The organism is Rathayibacter sp. AY1A5 (assembly GCF_002930875.1).
Classification (GTDB): domain Bacteria; phylum Actinomycetota; class Actinomycetes; order Actinomycetales; family Microbacteriaceae; genus Rathayibacter.
In genome coordinates this window covers 84934-103047 of record NZ_PSTM01000001.1, presented here as the reverse complement: position 1 = coordinate 103047, position 18114 = coordinate 84934, and the positions used below count along the sequence as shown (strand labels likewise).

Below are 18114 nucleotides of genomic sequence, written 5' to 3'. Positions count from 1 at the left end.
CACTACCACCAGTTCGACGTCGTCATCGTCGGCGCCGGCGGTGCCGGGATGCGCGCGGCCATCGAGGCCGGCCCCAAGGCGAAGACGGCCGTGATCTCGAAGCTGTACCCGACCCGCTCCCACACCGGAGCGGCGCAGGGCGGCATGGCCGCCGCCCTCGCGAACGTCGAGGAGGACAGCTGGGAGTGGCACACCTTCGACACCGTCAAGGGCGGCGACTACCTCGTCGACCAGGACGCAGCCGAGATCCTCGCGAAGGAGGCCATCGACGCGGTCATCGACCTCGAGAACATGGGCCTGCCCTTCAACCGCACCGAGGAGGGCAAGATCGACCAGCGCCGCTTCGGCGGCCACACCCGCGACCACGGCAAGGCGCCCGTCCGCCGGGCCTGCTATGCGGCCGACCGCACCGGCCACATGATCCTGCAGACGCTGTTCCAGAACTGCGTCCGGCTCGGCATCAACTTCTACAACGAGTTCTACGTCCTCGACCTGGTGATGACCGAGGTCGACGGAGTGGCCAAGCCCTCCGGCGTCGTCGCCTACGAGCTGGCCACGGGCGAGCTGCACGTCTTCCAGGCGAAGGCGATCATCTTCGCGACCGGCGGCTTCGGCAAGATCTACAAGACCACCTCCAACGCGCACACCCTCACCGGCGACGGCGTCGGCATCATCTGGCGCAAGGGCCTCCCCCTGGAGGACATGGAGTTCTTCCAGTTCCACCCGACCGGCCTCGCCGGCCTCGGCATCCTCCTCACCGAGGGAGCGCGAGGAGAGGGTGCGATCCTCCGCAACGCCTCGGGCGAGCGCTTCATGGAGCGCTACGCCCCCACCATCAAGGACCTCGCGCCGCGCGACATCGTCGCCCGCTGCATGGTCCAGGAGGTGGCGGAGGGCCGCGGCGCCGGACCGCACAAGGACTACGTGCTGCTGGACTGCACCCACCTGGGCGCCGAGGTCCTCGAGACCAAGCTCCCCGACATCACCGAGTTCGCCCGCACCTACCTGGGCGTCGACCCCGTCGTCGAGCCGGTCCCCGTCATGCCGACCGCGCATTACGCGATGGGCGGCATCCCGACCAACGTCAAGGCCGAGGTGCTCTCGGACAACACGACCGTCGTCCCCGGCCTCTACGCCGCCGGCGAGTGCGCGTGCGTCTCGGTGCACGGCTCCAACCGCCTCGGCACCAACTCCCTCCTCGACATCAACGTCTTCGGCAAGCGCAGCGGCAACAACGCCGCCGACTACACGAAGACGGTCGACTTCACCCCCCTGCCCGCCGACCCGGCCGGCGCGATCCGCGACATGCTCGCCTCGCTCCGCTCCGCGACCGGCACCGAGCGGATCGCCGCGATCCGCAAGGAGCTGCAGGACGAGATGGACAAGAACGCCCAGGTGTTCCGCACCGACGAATCCCTCGAGGCCGTCACCGGGACCATCCAGCGCCTGCGCGACCGGTTCCGCAACATCTCGGTGCAGGACAAGGGCAAGCGCTTCAACACCGACCTCCTCGAGGCCGTCGAGCTGGGCTTCCTGCTCGACCTCGCCGAGGTCGTCGTCTACTCGGCGCGCAACCGCAAGGAGAGCCGCGGCGGCCACATGCGCGACGACTTCCCGAAGCGCGACGACGAGAACTACATGCAGCACACGATGGCGTACCTCTCCGGTGACGCCCACTCCTCCGACGCCGGTGACCACATCCGGCTCGACTGGAAGCCCGTCGTGATCACCCGGTACCAGCCGATGGAGAGGAAGTACTAGCCATGTCGACCGCTACCCTCGAGCAGCCGCCCGCCGCCCCTGCGGCCCCGGAGGCGTTCACCGTCACGTTCATCATCCGCCGCTTCGACCCCGAGGTGGACGCCGAGCCGCGCTGGCAGGACTTCGACGTCGAGATGTACTCGACCGACCGCGTCCTCGACGCCCTGCACCGCATCAAGTGGGACCAGGACGGATCGCTGACCTTCCGCCGCTCGTGCGCGCACGGCATCTGCGGATCCGACGCGATGCGGATCAACGGCCGCAACCGCCTGGCCTGCAAGACGCTGATCAAGGATCTCGACATCTCGCAGCCGATCTACATCGAGGCGATCAAGGGCCTGCCCCTCGAGAAGGACCTCGTCGTCGACATGGAGCCGTTCTTCGCCTCCTACCGCGAGGTGCAGCCGTTCCTGGTCGCCAACACCCCGGCGCCCAAGGGCAAGGAGCGCGTGCAGTCGGTCGCCGACCGCGCCCGCTTCGACGACACCACGAAGTGCATCCTCTGCGCCGCGTGCACGTCGTCCTGCCCCGTGTTCTGGACCGACGGGCAGTACTTCGGCCCCGCGGCGATCGTGAACGCCCACCGCTTCATCTTCGACTCGCGCGACGACGCCGGTGGAGCGCGCCTGGACATCCTCAACGACAAGGAGGGCGTGTGGCGCTGCCGCACGACCTTCAACTGCACGGAGGCGTGCCCGCGCGGCATCCAGATCACGCAGGCGATCGCCGAGGTGAAGCAGGCCGTCATCCGCGGCCGCGCCTGATCCTCCCCCTCGCGAACGCGTCCGGCCCGCCGGGATCCTCGGATCCGGCGGGCCGGACGCGTTCCTGCGTGCAGGCGGGCGCGTGCACGGGAGCGCCGCGAGGCCTCAGTACGCTGGAGGAATGACCGAGGCGGCCGACACTCCCCGCGGGATCCCGGGCCTGTTCGAGCGGGTCATGCGGACGCGGCCGGTGCGGGTGATGCTCCACTACTCCGAGACCGGCGGGCCCCTCTTCGCCTCCGGACTCGCCTTCCAGGCCCTGTTCGCGGTCTTCGCGGCGCTCTTCGTCTTCTTCGCCGTCTTCGGCTTCTGGGTGCGCGACGACTCGGTGCTGCGCGACTCCCTCCTCGATCTGGTGACCCGCTCCGTCCCCGGCCTGATCGGCGGGAAGAACGCGCTCGTGTCGGTGGACGACCTGCTCGACTCGTCGATCCTCGGCTGGACGGGTGCGATCGCGGCCGCCGGCCTGCTCTGGACGGCGCTGAACTTCCTGGGGAGCCTGCGCCAGGCGGTCCGGCTGCTCTTCTCGCTCCCCGGACCCACGACCCTCTTCGTCCTGCTCAAGCTCAAGGACGCGGGGCTCGCCCTGGTCTTCGGGGCGGTGCTGCTGGTCTCGGCGGGTCTCTCCGTGTTCTCGACCTCGCTGGTGGACGTGGCGTTCGGCTTCCTCGGGATCGGCAGCGAGTCGATGCCGGCCCGTCTCGCCGGCAGCGCGGTCGGCCTGCTGATCATGCTCGCCCTGGACACGGGCACCCTCGCCGGCTCCTTCCGCATCCTCTCGGGCATCTCGATCCCCTGGAAGAACCTCTGGGCGGGGTCGCTGCTCGGCGGGATCGCTCTCGGCGCGCTCAAGGTCCTCGGAACGCAGCTGCTGGGCGGCGCCTCCCGCAATCCGCTGCTCGCCTCGTTCGCGGTCCTCATCGGTCTGCTGATCTGGTTCAACCTCGTCTGCCAGGTGATCCTGATCGCCGCGTCGTGGATCTCCGTCGGGATGAGCGACGCCGGGATCTCGGCGCGCAAGCTCACGCCGGAGGAGCGCGAGAAGGAGCGGGAGGAGCAGCTGCGCACCGCGCGCCGCACCCTCGCCGAGGCCGAGCGCGAGCGGCTTCGCGCCGCGCTGCCGGAGGCGTCCCTCCTGAAACGACGGCGCCTGGAGCGCCAGCTCGCGCAGCTCGAGGAGGAGCTCGAGCAGCTCGCCGCCTGACCCGGCGGTCCGCTTCCCGGTCTTCCCGGCGTCGCCGCGCCCGATTCCGCCTGCCGATTCTGTCCGTTTCTGTTGACTTCCCTCCTGAACGGGTCTAAAAAGAGGTAAACGCAGATCCGAGGTCGGCAACGACACCGCGGATCCGGCGCACCACCCACGGCGAGACGACGGAGTCCACATGTACGCACCGGAGCGGCACCAGGCGATCCTGGACCGCGCCCGCACCGACGGGCGTGTCGAGGTCCGCGACCTCGCCCTCTCCCTCGCCGTGACGCCGGAGACGATCCGCCGCGATCTCACCAGCCTCGAGAAGCGGGGCCTGCTGCGCCGTGCGCACGGCGGAGCCATCCCCGTCGAGCGGCTGGGCATCGAGCCCGAGGTCGCCGCCCGCGAGGGACACCTCGCCGGCGAGAAGGACCGCATCGCCACCGCGGCCCTCGCCGAGGTGCCCGACGGCGGCTCGATCGCCATCGACGCCGGCACCACCACGGTGCGGCTGGCGGAGCTGCTCCCCCTGGACCGCCGGCTGACGGTCGTCACCCACTCCCTCCCCGTCGCGATGGCGCTCGTCGGCCGGCCCAACATCGACCTCCACCTCATCGGCGGGCACCTGCGCGGAGTCACGCAGGCCGCCGTCGGGCCGTGGGCCGCCCAGGCCCTCTCCACGGTCTCGGTGGACGTCGCCTTCATCGGCACGAACGGCCTCAGCCTCGAGCGCGGGCTCACCACCCCCGATCTCGATGAGGCCGTCGTCAAGTCCGCGATCATCGCCTCCGCGCGCCGGGTCGTGGTCCTCGCCGACCACTCGAAGTTCGGCCGGCAGGACTTCGGGCACGTCGCTCCGCTGACCGCGGTCGACACCGTCATCACCGACGCCGATGTCGACGACGAGCTCGCCGACGACATCGAGTCGGCCGGCCCGGAGGTCGTCCGCGCATGATCGTCACCGTCACCGCCAACCCGAGCATCGACGTCACCCTCTCCACGAGCGGCTTCGCCGTCGGCGAGGTCAACCGCGCGCACGACGTGCGGCGCGACCCGGCCGGCAAGGGCGTCAACGTCGCCCGTGCCCTCGCGCGCAACGGCGTCGAGGCGACCGCGGTCTACCCGGCCGACGCCTCCACCGGCGTCGACCTGTCCACGATGCTCCGGGCCGCCGGAGTCCGCTCGGCCAGTGCGGCGATCGCCCACCCGATCCGCACCAACATCACCGTGGTCGACGACCGGACGGGCCGCACCACCAAGATCAACGAGCCCGGCCCCGCCGTCACGGAGGAGGAGGCTCACGCCCTCTCCGCGCTGATCGGCGAGCACGTCTCGGCCTCGCCCCGCTGGCTCGTCGCCTGCGGCAGCGTCCCCCCGGGACTGGGAGCGGACTTCTACCCCGCTCTCGGCCGCCTCGCCCTGCACTTCGGCGTCCCCCTCGCCGTCGACACCTCGGGAGCCCCCCTGACCGCGATCATCGCGGCCGGCACCGCCACCCTGGTGAAGCCCAACCTCGAGGAGCTCGAGGAGCTCCTCGGCCGCTCCCTGACGACGGTCGGAGACGTCGTCGCCGGAGCCCGTGAACTCCTGCAGCTGCCCGACGCGCGAGCGCTCGTCAGCCTCGGAGAGCACGGCGCCCTCCTCGTCACGGCGCACGCGTCGTGGTGGGCGGGCGCCCCCGCCGTCGTGCCCCTCAGCACCGTCGGCGCCGGCGACAGCACGCTCGCCGGCTACCTCTCGGCCGTCGACGCCACGGAGGCGGAGCGCCTCGCGACAGCAGTCGCGTGGGGTACCGCCGCCGTCCAGCTCCCGGGCAGCGAAGCCCCGGGTCCCGACTCCCTCCGCCTCGACGACGTCTCCGTCGTCGAGAACCCCGACCCCACCCTCCCGATTGGAGAACTGAGCGCATGACTGCTCTCACCGAGGCGTCGACGGTCATCGTCGACCTCACCGCCGCCACGAAGGACGAGGCCACCGCGCAGCTCGCGAAGACGCTCGCCGATGCCGGCCGCGTCACCGACCTCGACGGCTTCCTCGCCGACGTCCGCGACCGCGAGTCGCAGATGGCGACCGGCATGCCCGGCGGCATCGGGATCCCCCACGCCCGCTCCTCCCACGTCGTCTCGCCCAGCGTGGCGGTCGGAATCGCGAAGCAGGGCGTCGACTTCGGCGCCCCCGACGGCCCGGCCGACCTGATCTTCCTGATCGCGGCTCCGGACGGCGCCGACCAGGCGCACCTCAAGATCCTCGCCCAGCTCGCCCGCAAGCTGATCCACGAGTCCTTTACCGGTTCCCTCCGCGCCGCCGCCAGCGGCCAGGAGGTCGCGGACATCATCGCCCGAGAGGTCGTCGTCTCATGAGGATCGTCGCCGTCACGAGCTGCATCGCCGGCATCGCGCACACCTACATGGCGGCCGAGGCCCTCGAGCAGGCCGCGAAGAAGAAGGGGTACGAGATCCAGGTCGAGACCCAGGGCGCCGCGGGCTCCGATCCCATGTCGGACCGGACCATCGCCGACGCCGACGTCGTGATCCTCGCCGCCGACCTCGAGGTCCGCGGCAAGGAGCGCTTCGCCGGGAAGCCCACCCTCGAGGTGGGCACGTCGGAGGCGCTCGCGAAGGCGGCGGACGTCATCGACCGCGCCGTCGCGAAGGTGCAGGACGCGCCCGCCGCGAGCCCCGCCTCCGGCCCGCGCTTCGTCGCCGTGACCAGCTGCATCGCGGGCATCGCCCACACCTACATGGCCGCGGAGGCGCTCGAGCAGGCCGCGAAGAAGCGCGGCTACCCGATCCACGTCGAGACCCAGGGCGCGGCCGGCTCGGACGAGATGACCGCGGCCGACATCGCCGCCGCGGACGTCGTCATCCTCGCCGCCGACCTCGAGGTCCGCGGCAAGGACCGCTTCGCCGGCAAGCCGATCCTCCAGGTGGGCGTCGCCGAGGCCCTGTCCAAGCCGGACGAGGTCCTCGACCGCGCTCTGGCCCTCCGCGGCTCCGGCTCCGCCGCGTCCGCCCCCGCCCGCTCGACTCCGGCCGCGGCCCCCGCCGCGCCGAAGAAGGTCGGCGTCGGCACGCGCATCCGCCAGAACCTGATGACCGGCGTCTCCTACATGATCCCGTTCGTCGCGGCGGGCGGTCTGCTGATCGCGCTGTCGTTCCTGTTCGGCGGCTACCGCATCGTCGACTTCACGGCCCAGCAGATCATCGACGACGGCTTCAACGTCGCGAACATCACGGACTGGGCCGGAGTGATGTTCCTCATCGGAAGCGCGACCTTCGCCTTCCTGGTGCCGGTGCTCTCGGGCTTCATCGCCTTCGGCATCGCCGACCGTCCCGGCATCGCGCCGGGCTTCCTCGGCGGCGCGGTCGCGGTCACCGTCGGCGCGGGCTTCCTGGGCGGCCTCGCCTCCGGCTTCATCGCCGGCTACGCGGCCCTCTACATCTCGCGGATCAAGCTCCCCGCGGCGTTCAAGTCGCTGATGCCCGTCGTGATCATCCCCCTGATCGCCACCTTCATCACCGGCTTCCTGATGTTCGTGGTGCTCGGAGCGCCGCTCCGCGCACTGAGCGAGGGCCTGTCGTCCTGGCTCTCGGGCCTCTCGGGCGGCAACCTGATCATCCTGGGGATCATCCTCGGCCTCATGATGGCGTTCGACATGGGCGGTCCGGTCAACAAGGTGGCCTACGCCTTCGCGACCACCGGCCTCGCCTCCGTCCCCGCCGACGGCGACCCGAACTCCGTGCAGTTCAAGGTGATGGCGATCGTCATGGCCGCCGGCATGACCCCGCCGCTGGGTCTGGCCCTCGCCACGACGCTCCGCAAGCGCCTGTTCACGGACGCCGAGCGCCAGAACGGCAAGGCCGCCTACCTGCTGGGCGCGTCCTTCATCTCGGAGGGGGCCATCCCGTTCGCCGCGGTCGACCCGCTGCGCGTGATCCCGTCCGCCATGGTCGGCTCGGCCGTCACGGGTGCGCTCGTCGCGCTCTTCGGATCCACCCTCCGCGCCCCGCACGGCGGAGTCTGGGTCACCGGGCTCGTCGGGCAGCCGATCCTCTACCTGGTCGCCATCCTGGTGGGCATGGTCGTCACGGCCGTGTGCGTGATCATCGCGAAGAGCATCAAGCGCGCCCCCGTGGTCGCCGAGGTGCCCGAGCCCGCCACCGCGCAGGCCGTCCCCGCCTGATCCCCTCCGACCGACCGTCCTGAGCGGTCCCGCCGGCGGTCGCCTCCGCGCTCCTTCCCCTCTCCGAGGGAGTGGCGCGAGGCGGCCGCCGGCTTCCGCGTTCCGGGGTGCGAGCGCGGCCGGGCGGCCCGCTCCGCGGCTCCGAATAGACTGCTCCGGTGACTCGCAGCACCCTCCGCATCGCCTCCGTCAACGTGAACGGCGTCCGCGCCGCCTACCGCAAGGGGATGGGCGACTGGCTCGCCGCCCGCGACGTCGACGTCCTGGCCCTGCAGGAGGTCCGCGCCTCCACGGACGACCTCACGGGGCTCCTCGGGGACGAGTGGGACGTGCTGCACGACGAGGCGACCGCCAAGGGGCGCGCCGGAGTCGCTCTCGCCTCGCGCAGACGCGCCACGATCCACCGCGTGACCTTCGGCGCCGACGACTTCGACTCGGCCGGACGCTGGCTCGAGGCCGACTACGAGGTCGGCGGCCGCTCGCTCACCGTCGTCTCCACCTACGTCCACTCCGGCGAGGTCGGCACCCCCAAGCAGGTCGAGAAGTACCGCTTCCTCGACGCGATGGAGGCGCGCCTGCCCGAGATCCAGGCGCACAGCGAGCTCGCCGTGGTGATGGGCGACCTCAACGTCGGCCACCGCACGCTCGACATCAAGAACTGGAAGGGCAACGTCAAGAAGGCCGGCTTCCTCCCGGAGGAGCGCGCCTACGTCGACCGCTTCGTCGGCGCCGAGGGCGACCCGGACTACAACGCCGGTGCCGGACTGGGCTGGGTCGACATCGGCCGCCGGTTCGCGGGCGAGGTGCCCGGGCCGTACACGTGGTGGTCGCAGCGCGGTCAGGCCTTCGACACCGACACCGGCTGGCGCCTCGACTACCAGCTCGCCACGCCCGCGCTCGCCGACCTCGCCCGCAGCTACGAGGTCGACCGCGCCGCCTCCTACGACACCCGCTGGTCCGACCACTCCCCCGTGGTCGTCGACTACGAGCTCTGACCCTCTCCCCCGCGAACCGACCCCTCGAGGCCACCCATGACTCCCAGCACCCCGGGCGCCAAGCCCGTCATCTTCTCCGGCATGCAGCCCTCCTCCGGGTCGCTGCACCTCGGTAACTACATCGGCGCGCTCACCCAGTGGGTCGCGATGCAGGAGGACTTCGACGCCTACTTCTGCGTCGTCGACCTGCACGCGATCACGGTCCCGCAGGATCCGCAGCAGCTCCGCGAGCGCACCCGCGCGACCGCCGCGCAGTACATCGCCGCGGGCATCGACCCCGCGCGCTCGACCCTCTTCATCCAGTCCCACGTGCCCGCTCACGCCGAGCTCGCGTGGGTCCTCAACACCCTGACCGGCTTCGGCGAGGCCAGCCGGATGACGCAGTTCAAGGACAAGTCGGCGAAGCAGGGCGCTGAGGCCGCCTCGGTGGGCCTGTTCACCTACCCGATCCTGATGGCGGCCGACATCCTGCTGTACCAGACGGACGCGGTGCCGGTCGGCGAGGACCAGCGCCAGCACCTGGAGCTCACCCGCGATCTCGCCGCACGCTTCAACTCGCGCTTCGGCGAGACCTTCGCCGTGCCGGAGCCCCACATCGTGCGCGAGACCGCGAAGATCTTCGACCTGCAGAACCCGGGCGCCAAGATGTCGAAGTCGGCGGAGTCGGATGCGGGCCTGCTCAGCGTGCTCGACGAGCCGAAGTCGACCGCGAAGAAGATCATGCGCGCCGTGACGGACACCGAGTCGGAGGTGCGCTTCGACCGGGCGGCGAAGCCCGGCGTCTCGAACCTGCTGACGATCTACTCGGTCCTCGCCGACCGCTCCGTCGAGTCGCTGGAGCAGGAGTACGCGGGCCGCGGCTACGGGGACCTCAAGAAGGGCCTCGTCGAGGTGGTCGCCGCCACCTTCGACCCGATCCGAGCGCGGACCGCGGAGCTGCTCGCCGACCCGGCCGAGCTCGACCGGGTCCTCTCCCTCGCCGCCGACCGCGCGTCCGAGACCGCGGAGCGCACGCTCGCCGCCGTCTACGACTCCGTCGGCCTCCTCCGCCGCGTCCGCTGAGGCGGCCGTGCTGCGGCTCGCGCTCTTCGACCTCGACGACACCCTCTTCGCCCATGCCCGCGCTGTGCGGGAGGGGATCGTCGCGTACGCCGCCTCGCTCGGCGCCGCCTACGCCGGCGAGCCGGCCGACGTGCAGCGCCGCTGGCACCTGCTCGAGGAGGAGCACTACCACCGCTACCTCGCGGGCGAGCTCGACTACGAGGGCCAGCGCCGGGCGCGCGCCACGGACTTCGCCGCGGAGGCCGGAGTCGGGCTGACTCCCGAGGAGGCGAGCTCCTGGTTCCGCGGGTACCTCGAACACTACGTCGCCGCCTGGACCCTCCACGACGACGCGCTGCCCGCCCTCGACCGGCTCGACGCCGCCGGAGTCCGCCTCGGCGTCATCACCAACGGCGTGCTCGACTTCCAGCGGGGGAAGATCGAGGGCACGGGCCTCTCCGGTCGCTTCGAGCACGTGATCGCCTCCGGCGACGTCGGCGTCGCCAAGCCGGACGCGCGGATCTTCGCGATCGCCTGCGAGCGGTTCGGGGTCTCTCCGGAGGAGGCCCTCTACGTCGGCGACCGGCTCGGCACCGACGCCGTCGGAGCGGCCGCTGCGGGCCTGCGCGGCGTCTGGCTCGACCGCGTCGGCGGTCCCGAGCACGGCCGCGAGCTGCCGCCCGAGGCGGTCGAGCTGGGCGTGCGCCGGATCGGCTCCCTGGACGAGCTGGACGCGCAGCTCGGGCTGTCGGCGGACTGAGGCCCCGCCCGGTCCGGGTCTCGATAAGCCGCCTGCAGCGACTACGCGACCAGCATGCAGGTCCGAAGTGCCGGGTCTCGATGAGCCGGCTGCGGCGACCACTCGACCAGCATGGGTGTCCCCGAACCACCCCGTTGCGATAGCCGTTGCGCCGTCGTCGGAACGACGAAGCGCCCCACCCGACCCGAGGGTCGGACAGGGCGCTTCACGTGAACGGACTCACGCCATCCGCTCGTCGCGCAAGGCGAACGGGGAGGACGCGTGTCAGCGTCGTCCCCTAGCCGGACGGAACCCGCTCCCCGAGACGCGACCACCTCGATGAGCCGACCGCGCCGCGGCAGGCAGGGACTGCCGCGGAAGGAACTACTGCACGTCCTCGTCGATCCAGTCGAAGGTCTTGGTGACGGCCTTCTTCCAGAGGCGGTACTGGCGGGCGGCCTCGTCCTGGTCCATCTGCGGGGTCCAGCGCGAGTCCTCCTGCCAGTTCTGTCGCAGGTCGTCGAGGTTCTCCCAGAAGCCGACCGCGAGACCGGCCGCGTAGGCCGCTCCGAGCGCGGTGGTCTCCGCAACGACCGGTCGGACGACCGGGACGCCGAGGATGTCGGCCTGGAACTGCATGAGCAGGTTGTTGGCGATCATTCCGCCGTCGACCTTGAGCTCCTGCAGGGGGACGCCGGAGTCGGCGTTGACCGCGTCCAGGACCTCGCGGGTCTGGAAGGCGGTCGCCTCGAGCGCGGCGCGGGCGATGTGGCCCTTGTTGACGTAGCGGGTGAGGCCGACGAGGGCTCCGCGGGCGTCGGAGCGCCAGTAGGGGGCGAACAGACCCGAGAAGGCGGGCACGAAGTACGCGCCTCCGTTGTCCTCGACCGTGGCGGCCAGCGCCTCGACCTCGGGGGCCGAGCCGATGAGGCCCAGGTTGTCGCGCAGCCACTGGATCAGCGAGCCGGAGACCGCGATCGAGCCCTCGAGCGCGTAGTGCACCTCGCCGTCGCCGAGCTTGTAGCCGATGGTGGTGAGCAGACCGTTCTTCGAGTGGACGATCTCGGTGCCCGTGTTGAAGATCAGGAAGTTGCCGGTGCCGTAGGTGTTCTTCGCCTCGCCCGGGTCGAACGCCGCCTGGCCGAAGGTCGCGGCCTGCTGGTCGCCGAGGATGCCGGCGATCGGGACCTCGCGCAGCAGCGACGACGACTCGACGTGGCCGTAGACCTCGGAGGAGGAGCAGACCTCGGGGAGCATCGACTTCGGGACCCCGAAGGCCTCGAGGATGTCGTCGCGCCACTCGAGGGTCTCGAGGTCGAGGAACAGGGTGCGGGAGGCGTTGGTGACGTCGGTCTTGTGGACGCCGCCGTCGATGCCGCCGGTCAGGTTCCAGAGGACCCAGGTGTCCGTCGTGCCGAAGATCAGGTCGCCCGCCTCGGCCTTCTCGCGCGCACCCTCGACGTTCTCGAGGATCCAGACGATCTTGGTGCCGGAGAAGTAGGTCGCGAGCGGGAGGCCCACGATCGACTTGAAGCGGTCAGCGCCCTCGTCGCCGGCGAGGCGGTCGACGATCGACTGGGTGCGGGTGTCCTGCCAGACGATGGCGTTGTAGACGGGCTTGCCGGTCGTCCTGTCCCAGACGACAGCGGTCTCGCGCTGGTTGGTGATGCCGACGGAGGCGATGTCGTGGCGGGTCAGGTCGGCGCGGGAGAGAGCCTGGCCGATCACCTCGCGGACGTTGTTCCAGATCTCGATCGGGTCGTGCTCGACCCAGCCGGCGCGCGGGAAGATCTGCTCGTGCTCCTTCTGGCCGGTGGAGACGATCGATCCCTTCTTGTCGAAGATGATCGCGCGGGACGACGTGGTCCCCTGGTCGATAGCGATGACGTAGTCAGCCATGAATGATTACTCCTTCGTAACGGGGGTGAAAGGAAGCGCGGCGGTCTAGAGGACCGGGAGCAGCACGAGCGAGGCGAGGCCCGCGAGCACTCCACCGACGATCGGGCCGGCGACGGGCACCCAGGCGTAGCTCCAGTCGCTCGAGCCCTTGCCCTTGATCGGCAGCAGCGCGTGCGCGATGCGGGGGCCGAGGTCGCGGGCGGGGTTGATGGCGTAGCCGGTCGGGCCGCCGAGGGAGGCGCCGATCGCGATCACCAGGATGGCGACGGGCAGCGCGCCGAGCGCGGCCAGACCGCCGTCGCCCTGACGTCCGCCGCCGAAGCCGATGACGACGAAGACGAGGACGAAGGTGCCGATGACCTCGGTGACGAAGTTCCAGCCGTACGAGCGGATCGCCGGACCGGTCGAGAAGACGCCGAGCTTGTTGGCCGCGTCGGGCTCCTCGTCGAAGTGCTGCTTGTAGGCGAGCCAGCAGAAGACGGCACCGAGGATCGCACCGATCATCTGGGCGAGGATGTAGACGAGGATCGAGACGATGTTGACGGGCACGCCGGAACCGAACTCGGTCGCTCCACTCGCGACGAGGCCCAGGGTGACCGCGGGGTTGAGGTGCGCCCCCGAGTTGTACGAGACGATCACACCGGCGAAGACCGCGAAGCCCCAGCCGATGTTGACCATGAGGGTTCCGCCGTTGAGACCCTTGCTCTTCACGAGCGCGACGTTGGCGACGACACCGCAGCCGAGGAGCACGAGCATGGCCGTTCCCACGACTTCGGCGAGGAAGACCACTCCGAGATTGTCCACGTTGACCTTTTCCTTTTCGTAAGACGGACGCGCACAGGCGTCCGCGGCGGGCTTCGATGCCCGACGGTGTGAAGTTATCGGCGCCCTGTCCTAGCGACAAGGAACGGCGCGTGCACGTTTGTGCGTTGTCACGACGGAAGCCCCGGTCGAGGTGATCCTCGGTCCGGGGCTTCCGTCGATCCGCGCCTGACCGCCGATCAGGAGGCGGGCACGGCCGTCGGGGTCTGCACCGAGGTGCCCCCGACGTCGACGCCGTTGTACTCCTTGAGGTGTGCGATGGTCGCGTCGACCTCCGACGCGCGGGCGGCGTCGTCCCAGCCCAGCACGGCGCCCGTGTGCTCGGCGAGCTCCTCGAGGAGCTCGCGGCTCAGGCCGCCCGTGAAGGCGTGGTTGGTGCGGCGCATCACCAGGTCGATGAGGTGCACCACGCTCTCGCGCTGGGCGAGGTAGCGGATCTCACCGGTGGTGAAGTCCTTGTCGAAGTCGAGCGCCTCGTCGTGTCCGTCGGCCAGGGCCTCGATGACCTCCTGCGCCCGGGTGCCGTAGCGCTCGAGCAGCTGGCCCGTGCGGGCCGAGGAGAGCCCGGAGCGGTGCTGGCTGATCCACTGCGCGCGGGACGCGTCGGTGCGCGGGAAGCCCTTGCCGCCTCCGATGGGGGTCTTCACGGTGGAGACGCGACGGGTCACGCCGATCCGCTTGAAGACCTCGTTCGAGAGGTGCTCCGACAGGGCGCGGAACGTCGTCCACTTGCCGCCGACCAGGCTGAGCACGGGCGAGCCGTTGCCGGGGAGCGTCGAGGGCTCGATGCGGTAGTCGCGGGAGACGAAGCCCGGGGCCTCGTCGTCGTGGCGGGGCAGCGGGCGGATGCCGGAGAACTTGAAGACGATCTGCGAGCGGTCCACGCGGATGGCCGGGAAGACGTGGTTGACGAGCTCGAAGAAGTAGTCGATCTCCTCCTCCGTGCACACCGCCGGCTTCGTGGGGTCGGCGTCGATGTCGGTCGTGCCGACCATCACGCGGCCCTTGAGCGGGTAGATGAGGACGATGCGTCCGTCGCTGTGCTCGAAGAACATCTCGCGTCCCTCGCAGGCCTCGACCAGCTCGGGGTTGTCGAGCACGATGTGCGAGCCCTTGGTGCCGCCCATGAATTTCGTGGACGTGCCGAGGGCCGTGTTGGTGAAGTCGGTCCACGGTCCGGAGACGTTGACGACGACGTCCGCCGCGAAGGTGAACTCCTCGCCGGACTCGCGGTCGCGGAGGACGACGCCCTTCTCGTCGGCGCCGACGGCCTCGACGTAGTTGGCCGCGCGGGCCTTCCTGCCGCCGATCAGCGCGTCGTGGAGCACGTCGAGCGCGAGGCGCTCGGGCTCGTGCACGGAGGCGTCGAAGTAGGTGGCGGTGTACTTGATCTTCGGGTCGAGCTTGGGGAGCTCGTTCAGCGAGCGCTTGCGCCCGTGGAACTGGTGGCGCGGGACCGTGCCGCCGTCGCGGGAGAAGAAGTCGTACATCGTGAGGCCGACCTTGATCAGCAGCGCACCGCGCTCCTGCGGCTTGCCCGACTTGTGGGTCAGGAAGCGCAGCGGAGCCGCGAGGATGCCCGAGAACGTCGAGTAGATCGGGATCGTCGTCTGCAGCGGCTTCACGTAATGGGGAGCGATCTTCAGCAGGCCGTTGCGCTCGTGCACGCCCTCGTTGACGAGTCGGAACTCGCCGTTCTCGAGGTAGCGGATGCCGCCGTGGATCATGTGGCTCGAGGCGCTCGAGGCACCGGAGACGTAGTCGCCGCGCTCGACGAGGGCGACGTCGACGCCGTTGAGCGCGAGCTCGCGGAAGGTCCCGATGCCGTTGATGCCACCGCCGATGACCAGGACCGTGGCGCGGGGGTTGTCGCGGAGAGCAGCGACGCTCTCGCGCAGAGCGGAGTTTCCGGGAGTTCCGTCGGACTGTGCCACTTCGTACTCGCCTTCGTGTCGTAGGGGTGTCGTCGAGGCCTCCGCACCAGCGTGCACCGGGGAGATGACCGATTGATTTCGCGGAGGAATACAGCCATCCTTGACCCGACAACACATCCGGTCAAGACGGGTGGAAATCCGTGCAGGGAGCGCTATGACCCCGGTGAGACCGGTCGTCGAACTCGACGAGACGACCCACGCGACCCATCCCGACAAGACGCGGGACGCGCTGCGTGCGGCCCAGCTGTACTACATGCAGGATCTGACGATGGACGCGATCGCGCACGAGCTGCACACGTCGCGCTCCTCCGTCTCGCGCCTGCTCTCGCACGCCCGCGCGACCGGCCTGGTCGACATCCAGATCCGCTCCCCCCTCGACCGGGCGAGCGCCCTCTCGGCCGAGGTGCGGTCCCACTTCGACATCACGGCGCACATCGTTCCGGTGCCGGACCACACCAGCGAGATCGACCGGCTCGAGCGGGTCGCCCTGTCCGCAGCGAGGATCCTCGGGCAGTTCATCGACTCGAACATGATCGTCGGCATCGCCTGGGGCTCCACGATGAGCGCGATCAGCCGCCACCTGATCGCCAAGGAGACGCACAACACGCAGATCGTGCAGCTGAACGGCGCCGGCAACACCGAGACCACGGGCATCAACTACTCGAGCGAGATCCTCCGCCGCTTCGGTGACGCCTACGCGGCGAAGGTCCAGCAGTTCCCGGTGCCGGCGTTCTTCGACGACCCGACCACCAAGCAGGCGGTGTGGCGCGAGCGCTCCACCCGACGGGTCCTGGAGCTGCAGCAGCGGATGGACGTGGCGCTGTTCGGGCTCGGGTCGCCGTTCGCGGCGGTCCCCTCGAAGGTCTACATCGGCGGCTACCTGGAGCCGAGCGACTTCACCTCGCTTAGCGGCTCCGGGGTCGTCGGCGACGTCGCGACGGTGTTCTACCGGTCCGACGGCAGCTGGGACGACATCCCCATGAACGAACGTGCAAGCGGTCCGGACCTCTCCACGGTGCGCCGCGCGTCGCGCCGGATCTGCGTCGTGTCGGGCGCCTCGAAGCTGCCGGGCCTGCGCGGCGCCCTGGCGGCCGGCCTCATCACCGACCTCATCCTCGACGAGGGAACGGCCCGCGCCCTCATCTCGGACTGACGACTCCCGCCCTTCCGCGGGACGCGCCCGGGTACGCGGCACGCCGACCCAGGCGCACCGGAGCGGCGTCTCGCGGGAGCGGTCAGGACTCGCGAGCGTGCGCGTCGAGGAACTCGTAGACCTCGGCGTCGTCGATGCCGGGGAAGGTCCCCGACGGCAGCGGCGCGAGCACGTGCGCGTGCAGGCGCGCGCTCGGCCAGGCGTTGCCGTCCCAGCGCGCGGCGAGCTCCGACGGGGCGCGCCGGCAGCAGGACTCGTCGGGGCAGCGGGAGAGCTCGCGGCGGTCGGTGTCGCGGCCTCGGAAGAAGCGGGCCTCGGCGAACGGGACGCCCACGGTGATCGAGAACTCCTCGGTGGCGGTCGTGCCGGTCTGCGACGCCGACCAGAAGGTGCCCGCCGGAGTGTCGACGTACTGGTAGTACTCCGTCGTCCGGTTGGTCCGGGTGAACGCGGAGCGCGCCGACCAGTAGCGGCAGACGACCTGGCCCTCGACGGCCCCGGTGACGTCGGTCGGCAGCGGCAGCCCGTCGTTCTCGTAGGCCTTCTGGATCGAGCCGTCTCCCAGCACCCGCAGGAAGTGCATCCGGATGTCGAGGTGCGAGGTCAGCAGGTTCGTGAAGCGCAGGGCGGCGGCCTCGTGGGTGACGCCGAAGCCGTCGCGGAAGTCCTCCACCGAGACGTCCCGCTCGCGCTTCGCCTCCTGGAGGAACGCGACCGCCGGCTCCAGCGGCATCAGGCACGCGGCGGCGAAGTAGTTGATCTCGAGGCGCTGGCGGAGGAAGTCGGCGTAGGTCACCGGCCGCTCGTGCCCGAGGAGGCGGTGCGCCATCGCCTGCAGCGCCAGCGCCCGCAGGCCGTGGCCCCCGGGGATCGAGGCGGGCGGGAGGTAGATCCTGCCGTTCGCGAGGTCGATCACCGAGCGGGCGGAATGCGGCAGGTCGCCGACGTGGATGATCTCGAAGCCGAGGTGCCGGGCCATCTTCGAGACGGAGCTGTGGGTCAGTGCTCCTCCGCGGTGCCCGACGGTCCGGAGCATCTCGCCCGCCACCTCCTCGATCTCGGGCAGGTAGGAGCTGCGCTCGCGCAGCTGGAGCCGCTGGGCGGTGTTGGCCCGGCGCGCCTCCTCCGGTGTGGCACTCGCCTCGCTCCGGCGACGGGCGAGCTCGCGGTAGACGCCGAGGAACGCCTCCAGCACGGGCGTGCTCAGCCCCTTGTTGACCTTGAACTCGGGCAGGCCGAGCGAGCGGTACAGCGACCCCTTCTGCACGCGCGCCAGCTCGATCTCGAGCGCGGCCCGCTCGCTCGGCGGCTCGTCCGAGAGCAGCGCCGCCAGCTCGACGCCGAGCGCGGCCGCGAGGCGCTGCAGGAGGGAGAGGCGCGGCTCGCGGCGCCCCGTCTCGATCAGCGAGAGCTGGCTCCCCGACACGTCGACGCGCTCGGCGAGCTGCCCGAGGGTCAGTCCGCGCCGGGTGCGGAAGTGGCGCAGGCGCTGCCCGAGCAGCACGGCGTCGGAGCCCGGGGCGGGCGTCGAGGGATCGGTCACGGCGAGCTCCAGCGATCGGTTGTGACGGAAGCGCAAAAAGGTGGTTTCTTGACCGCCTGAGCGCCGGGAATACCTCCCGATCCTCCTCCAT

Annotated in this window: 15 protein-coding genes; 11 read left to right on the top strand and 4 right to left on the bottom strand. The window is 70.6% G+C overall.

The window, feature by feature from the left end:
- Positions 1–24: 24 nt before the first annotated feature.
- The 10 genes from sdhA to C5B98_RS00495 all read left to right on the top strand — a co-directional run bounded on the left by sdhA (position 25) and on the right by C5B98_RS00495 (position 10693).
- The gene (sdhA, locus tag C5B98_RS00545; RefSeq protein WP_104327170.1) at positions 25–1761 is read left to right on the top strand and encodes a succinate dehydrogenase flavoprotein subunit; all 1737 of its coding nucleotides are present in this window, start codon (positions 25–27) and stop codon (positions 1759–1761) included.
- A 2-nt stretch (positions 1762–1763) separates the two neighbouring features.
- On the top strand, positions 1764–2525 hold the full coding sequence (locus C5B98_RS00540; RefSeq protein WP_068254543.1) for a succinate dehydrogenase iron-sulfur subunit: 762 nt from the start codon (positions 1764–1766) through the stop codon (positions 2523–2525).
- A gap of 121 nt (positions 2526–2646) precedes the next feature.
- Complete coding sequence (locus C5B98_RS00535) at positions 2647–3729, top strand: YhjD/YihY/BrkB family envelope integrity protein (RefSeq protein ID WP_104223189.1); 1083 nt, start codon at positions 2647–2649, stop codon at positions 3727–3729.
- A gap of 178 nt (positions 3730–3907) precedes the next feature.
- The gene (locus tag C5B98_RS00530) at positions 3908–4669 is read left to right on the top strand and encodes a DeoR/GlpR family DNA-binding transcription regulator (protein WP_104327109.1); all 762 of its coding nucleotides are present in this window, start codon (positions 3908–3910) and stop codon (positions 4667–4669) included.
- Positions 4666–5625 carry a 1-phosphofructokinase family hexose kinase gene (locus tag C5B98_RS00525; RefSeq protein WP_104327108.1) on the top strand — a complete coding sequence of 320 codons (960 nt, stop codon included), beginning with the start codon at positions 4666–4668 and terminating at the stop codon, positions 5623–5625. Before C5B98_RS00530 ends, C5B98_RS00525 begins: the two co-directional genes overlap by 4 nt.
- Positions 5622–6074, top strand: a complete 453-nt coding sequence (locus C5B98_RS00520; protein WP_097166616.1) for a PTS sugar transporter subunit IIA — start codon at positions 5622–5624, stop codon at positions 6072–6074. The genes C5B98_RS00525 and C5B98_RS00520 overlap by 4 nt, the downstream gene beginning before the upstream one ends.
- Complete coding sequence (locus tag C5B98_RS00510; RefSeq protein WP_104232839.1) at positions 6071–7897, top strand: PTS fructose-like transporter subunit IIB; 1827 nt, start codon at positions 6071–6073, stop codon at positions 7895–7897. The genes C5B98_RS00520 and C5B98_RS00510 overlap by 4 nt, the downstream gene beginning before the upstream one ends.
- Positions 7898–8055: 158 nt before the next feature.
- Entirely contained in the window at positions 8056–8892 is an 837-nt protein-coding gene (locus C5B98_RS00505; protein ID WP_104327107.1) for an exodeoxyribonuclease III, read from the top strand.
- 36 nt (positions 8893–8928) lie between these two features.
- Positions 8929–9954 (top strand): tryptophan--tRNA ligase, encoded by a 1026-nt coding sequence (gene trpS, locus C5B98_RS00500; protein ID WP_104327106.1) that lies wholly within the window; start codon positions 8929–8931, stop codon positions 9952–9954.
- Positions 9955–9961: 7 nt separating this feature from the next.
- Complete coding sequence (locus tag C5B98_RS00495; protein ID WP_104327105.1) at positions 9962–10693, top strand: HAD family hydrolase; 732 nt, start codon at positions 9962–9964, stop codon at positions 10691–10693.
- Between the two features lie 363 nt (positions 10694–11056).
- On the opposite strand, the gene glpK is transcribed toward C5B98_RS00495, so the two are convergent.
- From glpK to C5B98_RS00480, 3 genes are all read right to left on the bottom strand, one after another.
- Positions 11057–12571 (bottom strand): glycerol kinase GlpK, encoded by a 1515-nt coding sequence (gene glpK, locus C5B98_RS00490; protein ID WP_104226427.1) that lies wholly within the window; start codon positions 12569–12571, stop codon positions 11057–11059.
- A gap of 45 nt (positions 12572–12616) precedes the next feature.
- The gene (locus tag C5B98_RS00485; RefSeq protein ID WP_374952909.1) at positions 12617–13327 is read right to left on the bottom strand and encodes an MIP/aquaporin family protein; all 711 of its coding nucleotides are present in this window, start codon (positions 13325–13327) and stop codon (positions 12617–12619) included.
- A gap of 245 nt (positions 13328–13572) precedes the next feature.
- Positions 13573–15327 carry a glycerol-3-phosphate dehydrogenase/oxidase gene (locus tag C5B98_RS00480; protein ID WP_258061232.1) on the bottom strand — a complete coding sequence of 585 codons (1755 nt, stop codon included), beginning with the start codon at positions 15325–15327 and terminating at the stop codon, positions 13573–13575.
- Between the two features lie 154 nt (positions 15328–15481).
- Between C5B98_RS00480 and C5B98_RS00475 the strand changes: the two genes are divergently transcribed.
- A complete protein-coding gene (locus C5B98_RS00475; RefSeq protein ID WP_104223198.1) occupies positions 15482–16480 on the top strand; it encodes a sugar-binding transcriptional regulator in 999 nt (332 codons plus the stop codon).
- An 82-nt stretch (positions 16481–16562) separates the two neighbouring features.
- Here the strand turns inward: C5B98_RS00475 and C5B98_RS00470 are convergent, their stop codons facing one another.
- Positions 16563–18023 carry a helix-turn-helix domain-containing protein gene (locus C5B98_RS00470; RefSeq protein ID WP_104291619.1) on the bottom strand — a complete coding sequence of 487 codons (1461 nt, stop codon included), beginning with the start codon at positions 18021–18023 and terminating at the stop codon, positions 16563–16565.
- Positions 18024–18114 lie beyond the last annotated feature (91 nt).

What these genes read in the sequence shown, in the direction of transcription:
- C5B98_RS00540 (WP_068254543.1), top strand. Translation starts at nt 1,764, where the DNA reads ATGTCGACCGCTACCCTCGAGCAGCCGCCCGCCGCCCCTGCGGCCCCG.
- C5B98_RS00535 (WP_104223189.1), top strand. Translation starts at nt 2,647, where the DNA reads ATGACCGAGGCGGCCGACACTCCCCGCGGGATCCCGGGCCTGTTCGAG.
- C5B98_RS00530 (WP_104327109.1), top strand. Translation starts at nt 3,908, where the DNA reads ATGTACGCACCGGAGCGGCACCAGGCGATCCTGGACCGCGCCCGCACC.
- C5B98_RS00525 (WP_104327108.1), top strand. Translation starts at nt 4,666, where the DNA reads ATGATCGTCACCGTCACCGCCAACCCGAGCATCGACGTCACCCTCTCC.
- C5B98_RS00520 (WP_097166616.1), top strand. Translation starts at nt 5,622, where the DNA reads ATGACTGCTCTCACCGAGGCGTCGACGGTCATCGTCGACCTCACCGCC.
- C5B98_RS00510 (WP_104232839.1), top strand. Translation starts at nt 6,071, where the DNA reads ATGAGGATCGTCGCCGTCACGAGCTGCATCGCCGGCATCGCGCACACC.
- trpS (WP_104327106.1), top strand. Translation starts at nt 8,929, where the DNA reads ATGACTCCCAGCACCCCGGGCGCCAAGCCCGTCATCTTCTCCGGCATG.
- glpK (WP_104226427.1), bottom strand. Translation starts at nt 12,571, where the DNA reads ATGGCTGACTACGTCATCGCTATCGACCAGGGGACCACGTCGTCCCGC.
- C5B98_RS00485 (WP_374952909.1), bottom strand. Translation starts at nt 13,327, where the DNA reads ATGCTCGTGCTCCTCGGCTGCGGTGTCGTCGCCAACGTCGCGCTCGTG.
- C5B98_RS00475 (WP_104223198.1), top strand. Translation starts at nt 15,482, where the DNA reads ATGACCCCGGTGAGACCGGTCGTCGAACTCGACGAGACGACCCACGCG.